Source organism: Cognatazoarcus halotolerans (genome assembly GCF_009800965.1).
GTDB classification, from domain to species: domain Bacteria; phylum Pseudomonadota; class Gammaproteobacteria; order Burkholderiales; family Rhodocyclaceae; genus Cognatazoarcus; species Cognatazoarcus halotolerans.
The window spans coordinates 18,853-35,919 of record NZ_WUAF01000010.1 but is presented as its reverse complement, the minus strand read 5'-3'; the positions used below and the strand labels follow the sequence as shown (position 1 = coordinate 35,919).

General features: G+C 64.1%; 23 protein-coding genes. 18 read left to right on the top strand and 5 right to left on the bottom strand.

From position 1 onward, the window contains the following. Nucleotides 1-69 precede the first annotated feature (69 nt). The 18 genes from napF (at nucleotide 70) to GQB03_RS13465 (ending at nucleotide 14,504) form a co-directional block, all read left to right on the top strand. On the top strand, nucleotides 70-579 hold the full coding sequence (gene napF, locus GQB03_RS13550; protein WP_327516816.1) for a ferredoxin-type protein NapF: 510 nt from the start codon (nucleotides 70-72) through the stop codon (nucleotides 577-579). Continuing rightward, complete coding sequence (locus GQB03_RS13545) at nucleotides 570-824, top strand: chaperone NapD (protein ID WP_159690251.1); 255 nt, start codon at nucleotides 570-572, stop codon at nucleotides 822-824. The genes napF and GQB03_RS13545 overlap by 10 nt, the downstream gene beginning before the upstream one ends. Nucleotides 825-826: 2 nt before the next feature. Continuing rightward, the gene (napA, locus tag GQB03_RS13540) at nucleotides 827-3,373 is read left to right on the top strand and encodes a nitrate reductase catalytic subunit NapA (RefSeq protein ID WP_159690248.1); all 2,547 of its coding nucleotides are present in this window, start codon (nucleotides 827-829) and stop codon (nucleotides 3,371-3,373) included. Nucleotides 3,374-3,432: 59 nt separating this feature from the next. Further along, a complete protein-coding gene (gene napG / locus GQB03_RS13535; protein WP_159690245.1) occupies nucleotides 3,433-4,293 on the top strand; it encodes a ferredoxin-type protein NapG in 861 nt (286 codons plus the stop codon). Then, nucleotides 4,290-5,195 carry a quinol dehydrogenase ferredoxin subunit NapH gene (gene napH / locus GQB03_RS13530; protein WP_159690242.1) on the top strand — a complete coding sequence of 302 codons (906 nt, stop codon included), beginning with the start codon at nucleotides 4,290-4,292 and terminating at the stop codon, nucleotides 5,193-5,195. The genes napG and napH overlap by 4 nt, the downstream gene beginning before the upstream one ends. Further along, nucleotides 5,192-5,647, top strand: a complete 456-nt coding sequence (locus tag GQB03_RS13525; protein WP_159690240.1) for a nitrate reductase cytochrome c-type subunit — start codon at nucleotides 5,192-5,194, stop codon at nucleotides 5,645-5,647. The genes napH and GQB03_RS13525 overlap by 4 nt, the downstream gene beginning before the upstream one ends. 60 nt (nucleotides 5,648-5,707) lie before the next feature. Then, complete coding sequence (locus tag GQB03_RS13520) at nucleotides 5,708-6,298, top strand: NapC/NirT family cytochrome c (protein ID WP_235027059.1); 591 nt, start codon at nucleotides 5,708-5,710, stop codon at nucleotides 6,296-6,298. Nucleotides 6,299-6,464: 166 nt separating this feature from the next. After that, nucleotides 6,465-7,091: a cytochrome c biogenesis heme-transporting ATPase CcmA gene (gene ccmA / locus GQB03_RS13515; protein WP_159690235.1), complete on the top strand. Its 627-nt coding sequence runs from the start codon at nucleotides 6,465-6,467 to the stop codon at nucleotides 7,089-7,091. Then, complete coding sequence (ccmB, locus tag GQB03_RS13510; protein WP_159690232.1) at nucleotides 7,085-7,753, top strand: heme exporter protein CcmB; 669 nt, start codon at nucleotides 7,085-7,087, stop codon at nucleotides 7,751-7,753. The genes ccmA and ccmB overlap by 7 nt, the downstream gene beginning before the upstream one ends. A gap of 25 nt (nucleotides 7,754-7,778) precedes the next feature. Then, nucleotides 7,779-8,537: a heme ABC transporter permease CcmC gene (gene ccmC / locus GQB03_RS13505; protein ID WP_159690229.1), complete on the top strand. Its 759-nt coding sequence runs from the start codon at nucleotides 7,779-7,781 to the stop codon at nucleotides 8,535-8,537. Further along, nucleotides 8,534-8,740 (top strand): heme exporter protein CcmD, encoded by a 207-nt coding sequence (gene ccmD / locus GQB03_RS13500; RefSeq protein ID WP_159690226.1) that lies wholly within the window; start codon nucleotides 8,534-8,536, stop codon nucleotides 8,738-8,740. The genes ccmC and ccmD overlap by 4 nt, the downstream gene beginning before the upstream one ends. Beyond that, nucleotides 8,737-9,183 (top strand): cytochrome c maturation protein CcmE, encoded by a 447-nt coding sequence (gene ccmE / locus GQB03_RS13495; RefSeq protein ID WP_159690223.1) that lies wholly within the window; start codon nucleotides 8,737-8,739, stop codon nucleotides 9,181-9,183. The genes ccmD and ccmE overlap by 4 nt, the downstream gene beginning before the upstream one ends. Then, nucleotides 9,180-11,150 (top strand): heme lyase CcmF/NrfE family subunit, encoded by a 1,971-nt coding sequence (locus tag GQB03_RS13490; protein WP_159690220.1) that lies wholly within the window; start codon nucleotides 9,180-9,182, stop codon nucleotides 11,148-11,150. The genes ccmE and GQB03_RS13490 overlap by 4 nt, the downstream gene beginning before the upstream one ends. 12 nt (nucleotides 11,151-11,162) lie before the next feature. Further along, a complete protein-coding gene (locus GQB03_RS13485) occupies nucleotides 11,163-11,696 on the top strand; it encodes a DsbE family thiol:disulfide interchange protein (protein ID WP_159690217.1) in 534 nt (177 codons plus the stop codon). Between the two features lies 1 nt (nucleotide 11,697). Then, complete coding sequence (locus GQB03_RS13480; protein WP_159690214.1) at nucleotides 11,698-12,174, top strand: cytochrome c-type biogenesis protein; 477 nt, start codon at nucleotides 11,698-11,700, stop codon at nucleotides 12,172-12,174. Continuing rightward, nucleotides 12,171-13,403 (top strand): c-type cytochrome biogenesis protein CcmI, encoded by a 1,233-nt coding sequence (gene ccmI / locus GQB03_RS13475; protein ID WP_159690211.1) that lies wholly within the window; start codon nucleotides 12,171-12,173, stop codon nucleotides 13,401-13,403. The genes GQB03_RS13480 and ccmI overlap by 4 nt, the downstream gene beginning before the upstream one ends. A 122-nt stretch (nucleotides 13,404-13,525) precedes the next feature. Further along, on the top strand, nucleotides 13,526-13,897 hold the full coding sequence (locus GQB03_RS13470; RefSeq protein ID WP_159690208.1) for a group I truncated hemoglobin: 372 nt from the start codon (nucleotides 13,526-13,528) through the stop codon (nucleotides 13,895-13,897). A 163-nt stretch (nucleotides 13,898-14,060) separates the two neighbouring features. Beyond that, nucleotides 14,061-14,504 (top strand): c-type cytochrome, encoded by a 444-nt coding sequence (locus GQB03_RS13465; RefSeq protein WP_159690205.1) that lies wholly within the window; start codon nucleotides 14,061-14,063, stop codon nucleotides 14,502-14,504. A 71-nt stretch (nucleotides 14,505-14,575) separates the two neighbouring features. Here GQB03_RS13465 and GQB03_RS13460 read toward each other — a convergent pair whose 3' ends face one another. Genes GQB03_RS13460 through GQB03_RS13440 form a run of 5 tightly spaced genes read right to left on the bottom strand, consistent with a single transcriptional unit; the run spans nucleotide 14,576 to nucleotide 17,067 of the window. Then, complete coding sequence (locus GQB03_RS13460) at nucleotides 14,576-15,097, bottom strand: nitrous oxide reductase accessory protein NosL (protein WP_159690202.1); 522 nt, start codon at nucleotides 15,095-15,097, stop codon at nucleotides 14,576-14,578. Between the two features lies 1 nt (nucleotide 15,098). Continuing rightward, nucleotides 15,099-15,461: a hypothetical protein gene (locus tag GQB03_RS13455; protein WP_159690199.1), complete on the bottom strand. Its 363-nt coding sequence runs from the start codon at nucleotides 15,459-15,461 to the stop codon at nucleotides 15,099-15,101. Beyond that, nucleotides 15,458-15,733 (bottom strand): hypothetical protein, encoded by a 276-nt coding sequence (locus GQB03_RS13450; protein ID WP_159690196.1) that lies wholly within the window; start codon nucleotides 15,731-15,733, stop codon nucleotides 15,458-15,460. The genes GQB03_RS13455 and GQB03_RS13450 overlap by 4 nt, the downstream gene beginning before the upstream one ends. A 9-nt stretch (nucleotides 15,734-15,742) precedes the next feature. Continuing rightward, entirely contained in the window at nucleotides 15,743-16,255 is a 513-nt protein-coding gene (locus GQB03_RS13445) for a nitrous oxide reductase accessory protein NosL (protein WP_159690193.1), read from the bottom strand. Then, entirely contained in the window at nucleotides 16,252-17,067 is an 816-nt protein-coding gene (locus tag GQB03_RS13440; RefSeq protein ID WP_159690649.1) for an ABC transporter permease, read from the bottom strand. Before GQB03_RS13440 ends, GQB03_RS13445 begins: the two co-directional genes overlap by 4 nt.

Sequence of the window (17,067 nt, the reverse complement as noted above, 5' to 3'; positions counted from 1 at the left end):
CCTTGACCGTGGTCAAGGCCGCGGGGTCGGCAAGGCTATTGAATGGGAACCCGTTAAACCATAAAGGTTTTGGGGACATTTTTGACTCTTGCCCGCCGCGCTTTTCTGCGTGGCCGAACCCTCCAGCAAGCACTGCGTCCGCCGGGCGCGCTCAGTGAATCCGAGTTCATCGAGCGCTGCACGCGCTGCGACGACTGCCTCAAGGCCTGTCCTAGCGGGGTAATCGTCCGCGGCCACGGAGGATTTCCGGAGCTGAGCTTCAAGAGCGGTGAATGCACATTCTGTGCAGAGTGCATCAAGGCCTGCCGGCCTGCCGCCCTGGCATCGCAGGATGCACCCGCAAGCCTTCCCTATCGGGCCCGGATTGCGGACTCCTGCATCGCCTTCCAGGGCATCGAATGCAGGGTCTGTGGCGAACGATGCCCAAGTGCGGCGATCCGCTTCCGTCCCCGGGTCGGCGGCGCCGCATTTCCCGAACTCATTGCCGACCGGTGTACCGGCTGCGGTGCCTGCGAAGCACCCTGCCCCGCTGGCGCGATCTCGGTCTGTCCTTCAATGGAGCAAAGCACATGCGAGTAGCAAGTCTTGTCCTGCGGGTGTTTCCCGCGCAGTTGGAGGACCTGAAATCCACGGTCCTCAGAATCCCCGGCGTGCAATGGCATGGCGCCGACCCCAATACCGGAAACGCAATCGTCACCGTCGAAGATGGCGACGGCTATTCGATGGCCGACTCCCTCATCGGGGTGAGTCAGGCGCCCCAGGTACAAAGTCTGACCCTCGCTTACGAATACACCGACGACGGTCTCGAATTACAGGAGGCTTAATCATGACCATGGATCGACGCGAATTCATCAAGACCAATGCGGTCGCCGCTGCTGCGGCTTCGGCTGGCATCAGCATCCCGATGGTGGCCAAGGCCGCCACCGAAGGCAGCAGCACCGATGTGCGCTGGGACAAGGCGGCCTGCCGCTTTTGCGGTACCGGTTGCTCGGTGCTCGTAGGGGTCCAGAAGGGCAGGATCGTCGCCACCCAGGGTGACCCCGATGCGCCCGTCAACCGCGGGCTGAACTGCATCAAGGGCTACTTCCTGTCCAAGATCATGTATGGCGAAGACCGGCTGACCAAGCCCTTGCTGCGCATGAAGAACGGCAAGTACGACAAGAACGGCGAGTTCACCCCGATCAGCTGGGACCAGGCCTACGACATCATGGCCGAGAAGTGGAAGGCCGCACTCGCCGCCGACATGAAGGCCAACGCCGGCAAGTCGGTCGACGAGATGACCTCCTCGATCGCCATGTTCGGCTCCGGCCAATGGACCGTCTTCGAAGGCTATGCCGCCTCCAAGCTCTGGAAGGCCGGCTTCCGCTCCAACAACCTCGATCCCAACGCGCGCCATTGCATGGCTTCCGCGGTAGCGGGCTTCATGCGCACCTTCGGCATCGACGAGCCGATGGGCTGCTACGACGACATCGAGAACGCCGACGCCTTCGTGCTGTGGGGTTCGAACATGGCCGAGATGCACCCCATCCTGTGGTCGCGCCTCACCGACCGCCGGCTGACCCACAAGGGCAGCGAGGTTCATGTGCTGTCGACCTTCGAGCACCGCTCCTTCGAGCTCGCCGACAACGGCATGATCTTCACGCCGCAGACCGATCTCGCGATCCTCAACTACATCGCCAACTACATCATCCAGAACAAGGCGGTGAACCTCGAGTTCGTCAAGAAACACGTCAATTTCAAGAAGGGTGCCGACGACATCGGCTTCGGGCTGCGCCCGACCGATGCCCGCGAAAAGGCCGCCAAGAACGCCGACAAGGTCGGCAAGGCCGATGCGATCACCTTCGAGGAATACGCCAAGTTCGTTTCCGAATACACGCTCGAGAAGGTCGCCAAGCTCTCCGGCGTGCCCGCCGAGCGCCTCGAGCGCCTCGCCAAGGTGTATGCCGACCCGAACACCAAGGTGGTGTCCTTCTGGACCATGGGTTTCAACCAGCACACGCGCGGCACCTGGGCGAACAACATGTGCTACAACATCCACCTGCTGACCGGCAAGATCTCGACGCCGGGGTCGGGCCCGTTCTCGCTCACCGGCCAGCCTTCGGCCTGCGGCACCGCCCGCGAGGTCGGGACCTTCGCCCACCGACTGCCGGCCGACCTGGTGGTCAACAATCCGGAGCATCGCAAGCACTCGGAAGAACTCTGGAAGCTGCCCGAAGGTACGCTCAACGGCAAGATCGGTTTCCATGCGGTGCTGCAGAGCCGGATGCTCAAGGATGGCAAGATCTCCTGCTACTGGACCAGCACCACCAACAACATGCAGGCCGGACCGAACATCAATGACGAGCTCTATCCGGGCTGGCGCAACGAAAAAGCCTTCGTGGTGGTGTCGGACTGCTACCCGACCGTCTCCGCCCTGTCGGCCGACCTGATCCTTCCCTCGGCGATGTGGGCCGAGAAGGAAGGGGCCTTCGGCAACGCCGAGCGCCGCACCCAGTTCTGGCGCCAGCAGGTCTCGCCCCCTGGTGAGGCACGCTCCGACCTGATGCAGTACATCGAGTTCTCCAAGCGCTTCAAGGTCGAGGAAGTGTGGCCCGCCGAGCTGATCGCCAAGCGTCCCGATCTCAAGGGCAAGACCCTCTACGACGTGCTCTACGCGAACGGTCAGGTTAACAAGTACCCGGTGTCCGATATCGCCAAGGCCAACGATCACGCCTGGAAGGGCTACATGAACGACGAGTCGAAGCAACTCGGCTACTACCTTCAGAAGGGCCTGTTCGAGGAATACGCCAGCTTCGGTCGCGGCCACGGCCACGACCTGGCGCCCTTCGACGCCTATCACAAGGCGCGCGGCCTGCGCTGGCCGGTCGTAGACGGCAAGGAGACGCTGTGGCGCTTCCGGGAGGGCTACGACCCGTATGTCGAGAAGGGCTCCGACATCCAGTTCTATGGCCACAAGGACAAGCGCGCGGTGGTGTTCGCGCTGCCCTACGAAGATCCGCCCGAAATGCCGGACAAGGACTACGACATGTGGTTGTGTACCGGCCGCGTGCTGGAGCACTGGCACACCGGCTCGATGACCCGCCGGGTGCCCGAGCTGCACCGCTCGGTGCCCGAGGCGCAGGTCTTCATGCACCCCGACGATGCCGCCCGGCGCAACCTCAAGAGGGGCCAGAAGGTCAAGGTGGTGTCGCGGCGGGGCGAGATCGTCGCCCAGCTCGAGACGCACGGCCGCAACAAGCCGCCCGCAGGCCTGATCTTCATTCCGTTCTTCGACGAAGGCCGGCTGGTGAACAAGCTCACGCTGGATGCGACCTGTCCGATCTCCAAGGAAACCGACTTCAAGAAGTGCGCAGTGAAGGTCACCAAGGTCTGAGCCAAGCCTCGTAGGACCGGTCGGCGCAGGACTGCCAACCGGTCCCGGGGAGAGCCCGCATGAACAAACATCCGGAAACATCCGCAAGCTCGAAAGGCGCAACCGCTCGCCGCCGCTTCCTCAAGGAAATGGCCGGTGCCGCGGGCGGGGCCTGCCTGCTTTCGCTCGGCGTCGGCCTTTATGGCAGCGAAGCCAGCGCACGGCCGGCCGCTGCGTTGCGACCGCCCGGCGCGCTCGAGGAAAGCGACTTCCTTGCCGCCTGCGTGCGCTGCGGACTATGCGTGCGCGATTGCCCTTTCGACACCCTGAAACTCTCCAGGCTGGGCGACAACGTCGCCACCGGGACGCCGTATTTCGAGGCGCGCAGCATCGCCTGCGAGATGTGCGACGACATCCCCTGCGTCAAGGCCTGCCCGACCGGCGCGCTCGATCGCGAGCTCACCGACATCCGCAAGGCCCGCATGGGGCTCGCGGTGTTGATCGACCAGGAGACCTGCCTCAACTTCCTGGGCCTGCGTTGCGACGTGTGCTACCGCGTGTGCCCGGCAATCGACGAGGCGATCACCCTCGAGCTGGTGCACAATCCGCGTTCGGACCGCCATGCGATGTTGCTGCCGACGGTGCATTCGGACGCCTGTACCGGCTGCGGCAAATGCGAGAAATCCTGCGTTCTGCCCGAGGCTGCAATCAAGGTGCTGCCCTTCAAGCTGGCCCAGGGCAAATCCGCGGAACACTACCGCAAGGGCTGGGAAGAGAAGGAAGCCGCGGGTGGCTCGCTGATCGGCGAGCAGGAGCAGCTTCCGATGCGCGGCCTTGAAGGACGCGCTTATGGCGATACGCGGGTAGACCAGGGACAGACGCCCCCTTACACGCCACCGAAAGCACCGGGCAGCGACCTCGACTCGGGGTGGAAGCCATGAACACCCACGCACCCGCCTCATCCATTCGCGGCGCCGCACGCATCGGCGCCGTAGCCCGCCCCGGCGCCGAGGCTGTCGAGGTCAAGGGCTGGCTCAAGGCCCACAAGTGGCTGCTGCTGCGCAGATTCAGTCAGCTCTCGATCCTGCTGCTGTTCCTGATCGGCCCATGGTTCGGGCTGTGGCTGGTCAAGGGAAACCTTTCGTCCAGCCTCACCCTCGGCGTGCTTCCGCTCACCGACCCCTTCGTTCTGCTTCAATCGATCGCAGCGGGTCACCCTCCGTACCGGGAAGCGGTTCTCGGCGGCGGCATCGTACTTGCCTTCTATCTGCTGCTCGGCGGCCGTCTTTTCTGTTCCTGGGTCTGCCCGATCAACATCGTCACCGATGCCGCCGCCTGGCTGCGGCGCCGGCTGGGCATCAAGGGTGGCAAGACGCCCCATGCCGATACCCGTTACTGGCTCCTCGGCTTCACACTCGTCGCCTCGTTTGCCACAGGTGGCATCGCATGGGAATGGGTCAATCCGGTATCGATGCTTCACCGCGGGCTGATCTTCGGATTCGGCCTGTCGTGGGGGATCGTGATCGGTGTTTTCCTCTACGACCTCCTGCTGGCAAGCCGCGGCTGGTGTGGCCACGTTTGTCCGATGGGCGCCTTCTACGGCCTCGTGGGCAAGACCGCACTGCTTCGTGTCACCGCCGACAAGCGCAGCACCTGCAACGATTGCATGGACTGCTTCGCCGTCTGCCCGGAACCCCAGGTGATCCGGCCGGCGCTCAAGGCCGTGGGCCAGAGCCATCCGGTAATCCTCGACAAGGACTGCACTAGCTGCGGCCGTTGTATCGACGTCTGCAGCAAGGACGTATTCAGATTGACCACCCGATTCGACAGGAGCGAGTCATGAAAAAACACACTCGTCATCTCATTCTTGCCCTCGTGGCTACGCTCGGCGTTGCTGCAGTGCCAGTCTCCCACGCTGCCGACACCCCGGCGGTTGAAACCTTGCGCGGCCGCGACGTCGCCGAGCCAGAACTGGACAGCAAGGTGTACCGCCAAGAGCGGGACCGCCCACCGATTCCGCGCGACTACGTGCAGCAGCCCCCACTGATTCCGCATGTCACCGAAAGCTATACCATCACTGCCAACTTCAACAAATGCATGGATTGCCATTCCTGGACCCGCTACAAGGAAAGCGGCGCGACCAAGGTGAGCATCACCCACTTCAAGGACCGGGACGGTCGCGAACTCTCCAACATCTCGCCACGCCGCTATTTCTGCACCCAGTGCCATGTTCCCCAGACCAACGCCAAGCCGCTGGTGAACAACACTTTCCAGAGAGCAGAAGGCCTGCGCTGAATTCCCGTATCGAGGTAATCTGAAATGACCCAGGACAACAATAAAAGTCTATGGAGACGCATGCGTGGCGCGGGTCTCGGCCTGATGGTCGTGGTTTTCGTTGCCGGCATCGTCTTTTGGGGCGGCTTCAATACCGCCATGGAATGGACCAACCGCGAAGCCTTTTGCATCTCTTGTCACGAAATGGAAGAGAACGTCTTCAAGGAGTATCGCAACACCATTCACTACTCCAACCGCTCGGGCGTCCGGGCGACCTGCCCCGACTGCCATGTGCCGAAGGACTGGACCCACAAGATCATCCGCAAGATCCAGGCATCCAACGAGGTCTACCACCACCTTCTGGGCTCGATCGACACGCCCGAGAAGTTCAACGCCAAGCGACTCCAGCTCGCGCAGAACGAGTGGCGGCGGATGAAGAAAACCGATTCGCGCGAGTGCCGCAACTGCCACAACTTCGAGTATTTCGACTACATGGAGCAACGCAGTCGTTCGGCGAAGATGCACCAGGATGGTCTGGGTGAAGGCAAGACCTGCATCGACTGCCACAAGGGAATCGCCCACTCGCTGCCCGCCATCGAGCAGGAGATCGGCGCCGACAAGGGCGGCGTGGCACCGGAGATCTTCCACCCGCCGGCAGCGCCCGCCGAGTAAGGCGAGCCCGCCTCTGTCGCCACCCCTGCAACGCCTGCCGGACACCGGCAGGCGTTGCTTCTTGGCACCGCGAGGCTCGCGCCGCGAGGCACGAATCGCGGTCACTGCCGGCGATCGGGCGCGCTTCGATTTCACCTTTTGCCGCGCTTGTGATTGAATCGCGCCCATGCTCGAAATCCGTGACCTTTCCTGCCTGCGTGGTGACCGCCTTTTGTTCGCGGACCTCGACCTTTCGGTGCTGCCTGGAGAGCGGGTCCGTCTGCTGGGGCCCAATGGTGTCGGCAAGACCACCTTGCTGCGCTGCCTTTGCGGCCTCATCGATCCCGAAGAGGGCGAAATCCACTGGAACGGCCACTCGATCCGCAGTGAACGCGAGGATTTTCATCGCCAGTTGCTCTACATAGGGCACTCGACCGCGCTCAACGACCTGCTCACGCCACTCGAGAACCTGCGCTTCACCTGCCGCGCCGGCACCGACCAGGTCGAGGAGCAGGCCTGCGTCGAGGCGCTCGAGCGCATCGGCCTGGGCGCCCAGATCGATCTCCCGTGCCGGGCACTGTCGCAGGGTCAACGGCGCCGGGTCGGGCTTGCCCGCCTTTTTCTAGGCGGCGAGCGCCGGCTGTGGATCCTCGACGAGCCATTCAACGCACTCGATGTCGCCGCGGTGGCGGACCTCGCCTCGTCGCTGGACGCGCACTGCGCGGCCGGTGGCATCGTCGTCCTCACCACGCACCAGGACGTCAGCTTCTCGCACCCCGGACGGGTCGTCGATCTGGCAGGGCACGCATGCTAGGTCCATTCATAGCGGTGCTGCGGCGCGACCTGCTGCTAGCCTGGCGTGGACGCGCCGACGTCCTGGTGACGATCGGCTTCTTCGTCGTGGTCGCCTGCCTGTTTCCGTTCGGGGTCGGTGCGGAGCCGAACCAATTGCGGGAAATCGCACCGGGCATCCTGTGGGTCGATGCACTGCTCGCGACGCTGCTCTCGCTGCACCGCCTGTTCGCCCAGGACCACGCCGACGGCTCGCTCGAGCAACTCCTGCTGTCGCCCGAACCCACCGTGCTGTGGGTCAGCGCCAAGGTGCTCGCCTACTGGCTCACCACCTCGCTTCCGCTGGTAATCGCCGCGCCCGGCCTCGGTTTGCTGTTTGACATGGAGCAAGGTTCGCTTAAGGTTCTGTGCCTATCCTTGCTGCTGGGCACGCCAATGCTCTCACTGCTCGGCGCAGTGGGCGCTGCCCTGACTCTTGGCTTGCGTGGCGGTGGAATGTTATTGGCCCTGCTGGTGTTACCCTTGTTTGTTCCCGTGCTGATCTTCGGTGCCGGTGCGGTTGACGCCTATCTTGGCGGCAGCGGCAGCGACGCGCATCTGCTCCTGCTTGCCGGCGGGTCGCTGGCAGCACTTGTTCTTGCTCCCTGGGCTTGCGCCGCGGCGCTGCGGATTGCGGCAGAGTGATCCCCGGGACTTCCAACTGACGACAATGACACGAAGCCGATTCAACATCTTCCGATTCGCCGTTCCGCAGAACTTCTATCCGCTCGCCGGCAAGCTCGCACCGATCTTTGCCGTGACCGCTGCGGTGCTTTTCCTGGCCGGACTGTGGATCAGCTTCTTCATCGCGCCCACCGACGCCCAGCAGGGCGAAGTCTATCGGGTGATCTTCATCCACGTTCCGGCGGCATGGATGTCGATGTTCATCTATCTGGTCATGGCATTCTGGTCCGCGGTCGGGCTGGTCTTCAATACCCGCCTGTCGGCGATGATGGCACATGCCCTGGCACCCACGGGGGCGATGTTCTGCTTCGTGGCACTGTGGACAGGCGCGCTGTGGGGCCGACCGACCTGGGGCGCCTATTGGGTGTGGGACGCTCGCCTGACCTCGCAATTGCTGTTGCTGTTTCTCTATTTCGGCTACATCGCGCTGATCAATGCCATCGATGACCCGAGAAGGGCCGACAAGGCCGGCGCCATACTGGCCCTGGTCGGCGCCATCAACGTACCGATCATCTATTTCTCGGTGAAATGGTGGAACACTCTGCACCAGGGCGCATCGGTAAGCCTGACCAAGGCGCCGTCGATGGCGACCACCATGCTGATGGGGATGCTGGTCATGGCCTTCGCAGCCTGGGCCTACACCATCGCCGTCACCCTGTGGCGCGTGCGCAGCCTGATTCTCGAACGCGAGCGCAACGCCGAATGGGTCAATGAAGAGCTCGATCGTCTCGAGGCCGCAGCATGAACTGGGGATCCGCCGAAGCATTCTGGAACATGGGTGGCGCCGCCACCTTCGTATGGGGTTCCTACGCCGTTACCCTGATTGTCATCGTGGTGGAACTGATTCTGCTGTTTCAGCGTCGGAAGAACACCGTCAGCCGCCTGCTGAGACTGCGTCGCGGTCGAAGCGCTCGGCGCCAACCAGCCAACGTAAGCGAAAGTCCATGAAAGCCCGTCAAAAACGCCTCACCCTGATCGTCGCCGGCCTCCTGCTTCTCGGTGGAGCGGCCGCCTTGATCCTCAATGCCTTCCAGGACAACCTGGTGTTCTTCCACACGCCGACCGAAGTCGCCGAAGGCAAGGCGCCCACCGGCCGGACCTTCCGTGTCGGCGGGCTCGTCGAGGCGGGCTCGATCAAGCGCGCGGCGGACGGCATCACGGTCAATTTCGTGGTCACCGATACGGCCAAGAGCATCCCGGTGAGTTACAGCGGCCCGCTGCCGGACCTCTTCCGCGAGGGCAAGGGCGCCGTCGTGCAGGGCAAGCTTGCCGCCGACGGACACTTCGAGGCTTCCGAGGTGCTCGCCAAGCACGACGAGAACTACATGCCGCCGGAAGCGCAACACGCGGTCGACCAGGCCCACGAAGCATCAAGGACGATGAGCCAATGATCCCCGAACTTGGTCAATTCGCACTAATCCTCGCGCTTTGCGTATCCCTCGTCCAGGCCATCGTGCCGCTGGTGGGCGCGCAGCGTAATCGAATGGCGCTGATGGCGGTAGCCAGGCCCGCTGCCCAGGGCCAGTTCGTGTTCGTGGCGATCTCCTTTGCGGCGCTGACCTGGGCCTTCGTGACCAATGATTTCTCGGTCAAGTACGTTGCCAGCCACTCGAACAGTGCCTTGCCGCTCTACTACAAGATCACCGCGGTGTGGGGCAGCCACGAGGGCTCGTTGCTGTTGTGGGGGCTGATTCTCGCGCTGTGGACCTTTGCCGTCTCGATCTTCTCGAGCAAGCTGCCGGACGTGATGCTGGCCCGCGTGCTGGGAGTGCTCGGCTGCATCAGTGTCGGCTTTCACTCCTTCATGTTGATTGCCTCGAACCCCTTCGAGCGCCTGCTGCCCGGCGCGGCCGAGGGCATGGACCTCAATCCGCTGCTGCAAGACCCCGGCATGATCATCCACCCGCCGCTGCTCTACATGGGCTACGTCGGTTTTTCGGTGGCCTTCTCCTTCGCCATTGCGGCGCTCATCTCCGGTCGCCTCGACACCGCCTGGGCGCGCTGGTCGCGTCCGTGGACCACCGTGGCGTGGATTTTCCTCACCCTGGGCATCACCGTCGGCTCCGGATGGGCCTACTACGAACTCGGGTGGGGCGGCTGGTGGTTCTGGGATCCGGTCGAGAACGCCTCCTTCATGCCCTGGCTGGTGGGCACCGCATTGATCCACTCGCTCGCAGTCACCGAAAAAAGAGGTGCGTTCAAGAGCTGGACCGTACTGCTTGCGATTGCGGCCTTCTCGCTCTCGCTGCTCGGCACCTTCCTGGTGCGCTCCGGCGTGCTCACCTCGGTACACGCCTTCGCAACCGACCCGCGACGCGGCATGTACATCCTCGCCCTGCTGGTACTCGTGATCGGCATCTCGCTGCTGCTCTTCGCCTGGCGGGCACCGTCGCTCAGCGGCGGAGGCAAGTTCGACCCCATGTCGCGCGAGACCATGTTGCTGGTCAATAACGTCCTGTTGGCAGTGGCTGCCGCGTCGGTACTTCTGGGCACCCTCTACCCGCTGTTCGTCGACGCGCTGGGTCTCGGCAAGATCTCCGTCGGTCCGCCTTACTTCCAGGCGGTATTCGTCCCGATCATGGTCCCGGTGGTCCTTCTCATGGTGATCGGCCCCTTCGTGCGATGGAAGGGCCACGACCTGCTTCAACTGCTCCGCCATGTCGCCCCCGGGCTGGGAGCCAGCGTCGGGCTCGGCATCGCGCTGGCGTTCGCCACCGGGGGCTTCACCTGGGGCATCGCCATGGGGCTTTCACTTGCCGCATGGGTGATGATCGCCAGCGGCATGCTCCTTTCGGACCGCCTGCGCGAACGTCCGGGCGCCGCCGCGTCGGTGCGTCTTCGCGGTATCCCCCGCGCATGGTGGGGGATGTGGTCGGCGCACCTCGGGATCGGGGTGTTCATCATCGGCGTCACCCTGGTAAACGGTCTGAACACCAACGTCGACGTGAAAATGCAGGTTGGTGACACCGCGCAGCTCGCCGGTTACACCTTTACCCTGAAAGGAATTGCCGATGCACCGGGCCCCAACTACGTAGGTGCACGCGCTGATCTGCTGGTCGAGCGCGACGGCAAGTCGATTGCGACGCTGCATCCGGAAAAGCGCACCTACACGGCACGTGGCATGCCGATGACCGAAGCCTCGCTCGATATCGGCGTGTTTCGCGATCTCTACGCGTCGATGGGCGAACCGATCGACCCGCAGACCTGGATCGTCCGCCTCTACTACAAGCCCTTCATCAGTTGGATCTGGGTCGGCTGCCTGATGATGGCATTCGGCGGCCTGCTCGCCGCCATCGATCGTCGCTACCGCCGCCTTGCCGAACGTCGTGCCCCCACCGGCGCCACCGCTCCAGTCTGACCGTCCGAGAACATGAAAGCGAAATTCCTGGTACCCCTGGCACTGTTTCTCCTGCTCGCAGGATTCCTGGCCTTCGGCCTCAATCTCAACCCGCGCGAGGTCCCTTCACCGCTGATCGACAAGCCCGCGCCGGCGTTCAGCCTGCCGCAGCTGCAGGTGCCCGACACCCAGCTCTCGCTCGACGACATGAAGGGCCAGGTATGGCTGTTGAACGTCTGGGCCTCCTGGTGCGTCGCCTGCCGCCAGGAACACCCGGTGCTGGTCGACTTCGCAAGCAGCCATGTGGTGCCCATCATCGGTCTCAACTACAAGGACCAGTCCCCCGACGCCCTGCGCTGGCTCGACGAATTCGGCAACCCCTATGTGACCTCGATCGTCGATGCGGATGGCCGCGTTGGCATCGACTTCGGCGTCTACGGCGTACCCGAGACCTTCCTCATCGACAAGCAGGGAGTGATCCGATTCAAGCAGATCGGCCCGGTGACGCCCGACGCCCTGCAGAACGTCATATTGCCGAAGATTCGCGAACTGCAGGGAGCGGCCTGAAATGCTCCGACGCATTGCGCTGACGCTGCTGCTCGCCCTCGCCCCCCTCACGGGCTTCACCGCCGACGCCAGACCCTTGGTGGCCGACCCGGCGCTCGAGGCAAGGGTGCTGAAGCTCTCCGAGGTGCTGCGCTGCCTGGTCTGCCAGAACCAGTCGATCGCCGAATCCAACGCCGATCTGGCGCTCGATCTGCGCGCCCAGGTTCGCGAACAGCTCGCGGCGGGCAAGACGGAGGACCAGGTCGTGGACTACCTGGTCGCCCGCTATGGCGACTTCGTTCTCTACGATCCCCCGCTCAAGGGGACTACAGTCCTGCTGTGGGCTGGCCCTGCCTTGCTCCTGCTTTCGGGGCTCGCCTGGCTCGGATGGCGCCTGAGCCGCCGCGCACGCGAAAGCGGCGTCACCCTCTCGGCCGAGCAGCACGCCCGTGCCAAACAACTTCTTGAGTCGGCCAACGAGCCGGAACCCCGTCAATGACCGCATTCTTTCTTACCGCCGGCGCCCTGCTCGTCGGCGCGCTTCTGATCGTCCTGCCGCCGCTGTTCGGCTTCGGCATCAAGAAATCCTCCTCACCGGACGCCGACATCCAGGCCCAGACTGCCCTGGCCGCCTTGCGCGAACAGCTCGCCGCCCTCGATGCGGAACGCCAGGAAGGCAAGATCGACGCCGCCGAGTACCAGCAAACCCGGAACGAGCTCGAAGCACGTGCCCTCGCGGAGGGCGAGACGGTCACCACCGGTGCGGTCGCCAAGCCCGCGAAAGCCCTCGGGGTCGTGCTCGGCCTGCTGATGACGACAGGCGCGGCGCTCCTCTACCTGATGCTGGGGAATCCAGCCGGGATGGACCCCGCCCAGGTGGCGGGAAACGACTCCCACCAGATCACCCCGCAACAGGTCGAACAAATGGTGGAGACGCTCGCCAAGAAGCTCGAGAGCGAACCTGACAACCTCGAGGGCTGGGTGATGCTGGGGCGCTCCTATCGCTTTCTGGGTCGCTTCGACGAAGCTGCAGCCGTCTATGAGCGGCTTGCCGCGCGCACCCCCGAGGACGCGCAGATCTATGCCGACTGGGCCGATGCGCTCGGCGCGGCACAAGGCCAGACGCTCATCGGCAAGCCCGAACAGCTCATCGAAAAGGCGCTCGCCCTCGACCCCACCAACATCAAGGCCCTCGCCCTCGGCGGCACGGCTCACTTCGAAAAGAAAGAGTTCGCGAAGGCCGCGCAAACCTGGGAGCGGATTCTTCCACTGATTCCGCCGGGTGAAGAGTTCGCGCGTCAGATCACCGGTGGGATCAACGAGGCGCGTGCCAACGCTGGCATGGCGCCGCTTGCGCAAGGCGGGCCCGCCGTCACTGCGATGGCCCCGGGCCCGGGCCTCACGCTCAGCGGCGAGATCAGCCTCGCTCCAGAACTGGCCGCCAAGGCTTCACCCGACGACGCGGTGTTCATTTTTGCGCGCTCCGCCGCGGGTGGCCCGCCGCTCGCGGCAATCCGCAAGACCGTCGCCGACCTGCCCCTCAAGTTCGATTTCACCGGCGTGCCACTGATGGCCGGTGGCGCGGTCCCGGCCACCGTCTCGCTGGGCGCGCGCGTGGCCAAGGGTGGTGGGCCGATGGCCTCGCCGGGCGACCTCGAAGGCGGCATCGCCTCGGTGGCGAGTGACGCCAGCGGCATCTCGGTGGTGATCGACACCGTTCGCCCCTGAGCATTTTCACCGCGACTGCGGGGGCCGGACTCCCCGCGGCGCTTGCCTCGAAGCACCCGCGGCGGTATCGTCCCAGGCAACTGGGCCGGCCCGGGACCCCCTGCGCATACGGTGACTACACAATGACCACGACCCTCCTGGAACGACTCGGCGGAAGCCCTGCGCTGGAGCTCGCCGTGGACAGGTTCTACCACAAGGTGCTTGCCGATGAGCGCATCAGGCACTTCTTTGCCGGCACCGACATGTCGCGGCAACGCGCCCACCTGAAGGCCTTTCTCACCCATGCCTTTGGTGGCAGCGGTAGCTATGACGGCAAGGGCCTGCGACAGGCCCATCAGGGCCTGGTCGCAAGGCTCGGCCTGAGCGACAGCCACTTCGACGCGGTCGTCGAACACCTGGCCGGCACGCTGACCGAACTGGGCGTGACCGACGAGCGCCTCGAGGAAGTCGCACGGATCGCCGAATCGATCCGCAACGACGTACTCTGTCGCTGATTTCGCGTTGTTCGGCAATTGATGACGGTCAATCACTTTCCAAGGACCTGCGACGTAGAATCCGGTTTCGCCTGAAAGGCAACCGTCATGGCGTGCAGCTCGCTCTGATCCAACCAAGCGATGCAGCGAACAGCCCCACCCCACTCGAGAGGAGATTACCCCGATGTTCAAGCTTTCCACACTGGCGCCGATCGTGCTCGCGACCCTGCTCGCAGCCTGTGGCAGTCAGGAAGCCCCGGCGCCCAAGGCCGAGGCGCCCGCACCCGCAGCGGAACCCGCCGCTCCGCCGCCTGCGCCGGTGGCCGATGCCACCCCCGCCGCAGCCCCCGCTGCAGAACCCGCCTCCGACGCCGCCATGGCCGGCGAATCGATCTACAAGAGAACCTGCGCCCTGTGCCACAGCGCCGGTGTTGCCGGCGCGCCAATGCTTGGCGACGCTGCCGATTGGGGTCCGCGCATCGCCCAGGGCAAGGACACGCTCTACAAGCACGCGCTCGAAGGCTTTACCGGTGCAAAAGGCATGATGCCGGCCAAGGGTGGCAACGCCGCCCTCACTGACGACGAAGTCAAGTCCGTGGTCGACTACATGGTGTTGAAAGCCGGCTGAAAGCGCCGCCCCGCAGCCATTGAAAAGGGAGGCCTGGCCTCCCTTTCTTTTTGCCGGTGCGCAGCGCGCCGTCAGTGGTGGTGGTGGTGCGTGCCGCCGCCCAGGCTGCGCAGAAGATCCCGCGTGACCTCGCTGAAACCCACCACCCTGCCCCCGCGGTCGGCCGCAAAGGCGGTTGCCGCATCACGTTCGGCGAAGGCCGGGAGGTTTGCGTCCCGCATCGGCCCCTTTGCATCCGAGCCCGCCACGAAGAAGGCCTTCCGGCCGTCGATCCAGTTGCGCTTGAGAAAGTCGGTAACGAACACCGCGTCCACCTCTTCGGCGGAGTGCCCCTTGTCGAACATCGGCATCGCCAGCAGGAAGCGGAACAGATCGACAGGCGAATCGAAAACGCGCGCCTGGTTGTCCTTGAAGATCAGCTGCGCACGCCATGTCGGATACTGCGCCGGGTACATGCCGCACACCGGACAGCGTATCTCCTTGCCGACTTCCACCGGCACCCGCTCGGCGGCGACGGCGATGCCGCCTTCAAGCATGACCATTCCCGCAAGCAGGCTGCCGACAAGAAACCTGCGTCGTATCGATATCGGCATCTCAGTGACCACGCCCTTCGAGCGTCGGCGAAATCAGCAATGCGTTGATGAGGCTCGACAGGTTCTCGATCGGAGCCAGGCCGGGCCGGGTGATCGGGTCAGGCCTGACCTGGCCACGGTGGTCGTGCAGATGGCTTGGCAATGCTGGCTGCAGATCCGGGCGCGGCGCAGTGTCGATACAAAGCTCATCGCGGCCCGAAGTCCAGCGAATCGAGTACGCGTCCTCGGCGGCGAAGCGCACTTCCATCTCGACACCATTGCCGAGCCGCAATCTGATCGCATCCTGGTGGAGCTCGACCGGCCCTTGGAGCGCATCGCCATAGCGCGCCTCGATCGCATCGCGCAGTTCCAGATGAAGTGTCATGCTGCCTTCTCCTGCCGCAGGCGCCCGGCCAGCACCATGCGCACCGATTCGCAGGTGTCGGCCAGGATGCGAGCCGAGAGATAGTGCTCGTAGGCAGGGTGTTCATCGAGCTTGCCGTCGGCGATGCGGCGAACGAGCTCGCTTTCGTGACTGACCTCGTAAGGCTGGAGGATGCGCGCCCGGTTCTGGCGCAACTCGTAGATCAGCCGTGAAAGTCGTTCGATATCGGCCGCAGCCTCGGGGTCGAAGCCCTGATAGAAGTCGATCTTCATCTTAAGCCCTCACATCTGCTGGTCGTGAAGGACGCCGCCATCCAGGACGACCATGTCCGCATTGAAGTCCTTGAAGCCCATCACCTTTCCGCCATTCTTCTCGCTGAAGGCCCTGGCGTCGGCCTCGCTCGCGAAGGACGCGATGGTGGGTCCCATCGAACCATGAACTGAGGAACCCTGGACGTAGAACGCCTTGAAGGCATCGATCCAGTGCCCCTTGGGCGCCGCCCAGTCGGCCTTGCCCATGTCCTGAACATACAACGCCTTGACCCGTCTCGCCTGCTCCGGTTTGAGGTAGATGGAGAACATCTCCACGGTGTCGCAGAAAAACTCGGTCTGGCCGCCCTCGAAATGCATCTGGGCCTTCGGGCCGGGGTAGTCGGCGAGCAGCATGCCATCGAGCGCGCAGGAGGTGTCCTGACCGATCTCGATCGGCACCATGGTCTCGGCCGGCTGATTGCTGCACGCCGTGAGCGAAGCGGCGAGCGACAAGGCGAGCAGCAGCGGGGAAAACAACTTCATCGACGAAATCTCCAAACGGCAATGCCCAGCGGTGCGGTGATCCAGGCGAGCATTACGCCACCCAGCACCCAGGGCCTCGAAAGCGCCTCGGGGAAAACGGTTGCGAGGCCGTACAGCGTACGTACCTCTTCGAGGCCAAAGATATTGAGAATGCGGAATACGTCGGCCGGGTTGGCGAGCATCAGGTAGGGGAAGACCGCGCCGCCGTACTCGCCGCCGCTGACCACCAGCGCACCGAGCAGCAGCAGGTCGAACACCAGCACGAAGAAGAACCACATCGCGATCGCCAGCCCCGAGGCGCGGGTGCGGTCGGAGGCGAACACCGAGATCATCACCGCCAGCGACAGGAAGGCCATGCCCAGCAGCACCGAGCTGAACATGAAACCCGCGTAGTGGAACAGCGCGTTGGTATCGAGTTGGGCCGAGAGCAGCACGCCGACCAGGCCGAAGCCCGCGACGGTCGAGAAGGCCAGTGCCGCCGAGAGGCCGAAGTACTTGCCGAGGATCAGCTCGAGCCGGGTGATCGGCATGGAGAGCAGCAGGTCGAGCGAACCGCGCTCGCGCTCACCGACGATCGCATCGAAACCCAGCACCAGCGCGATCAGCGGGATCAGGTAGATCACCAGGCTGACGAGGCTGGCGATGGTGAGTTCGATCGAGCGGAATCCCACCGCGCCCTGCTGGGCCGCGCCGAAATACGCGATCACCAGCGCGAAGGCGGTGAACACCAGCGCCACCGCGAGCACCCAGCGATTGCGGATGCGATCCCAGAATTCCTTGCCGGCAATCACGCCGATCTGCTTGAGTTCGAT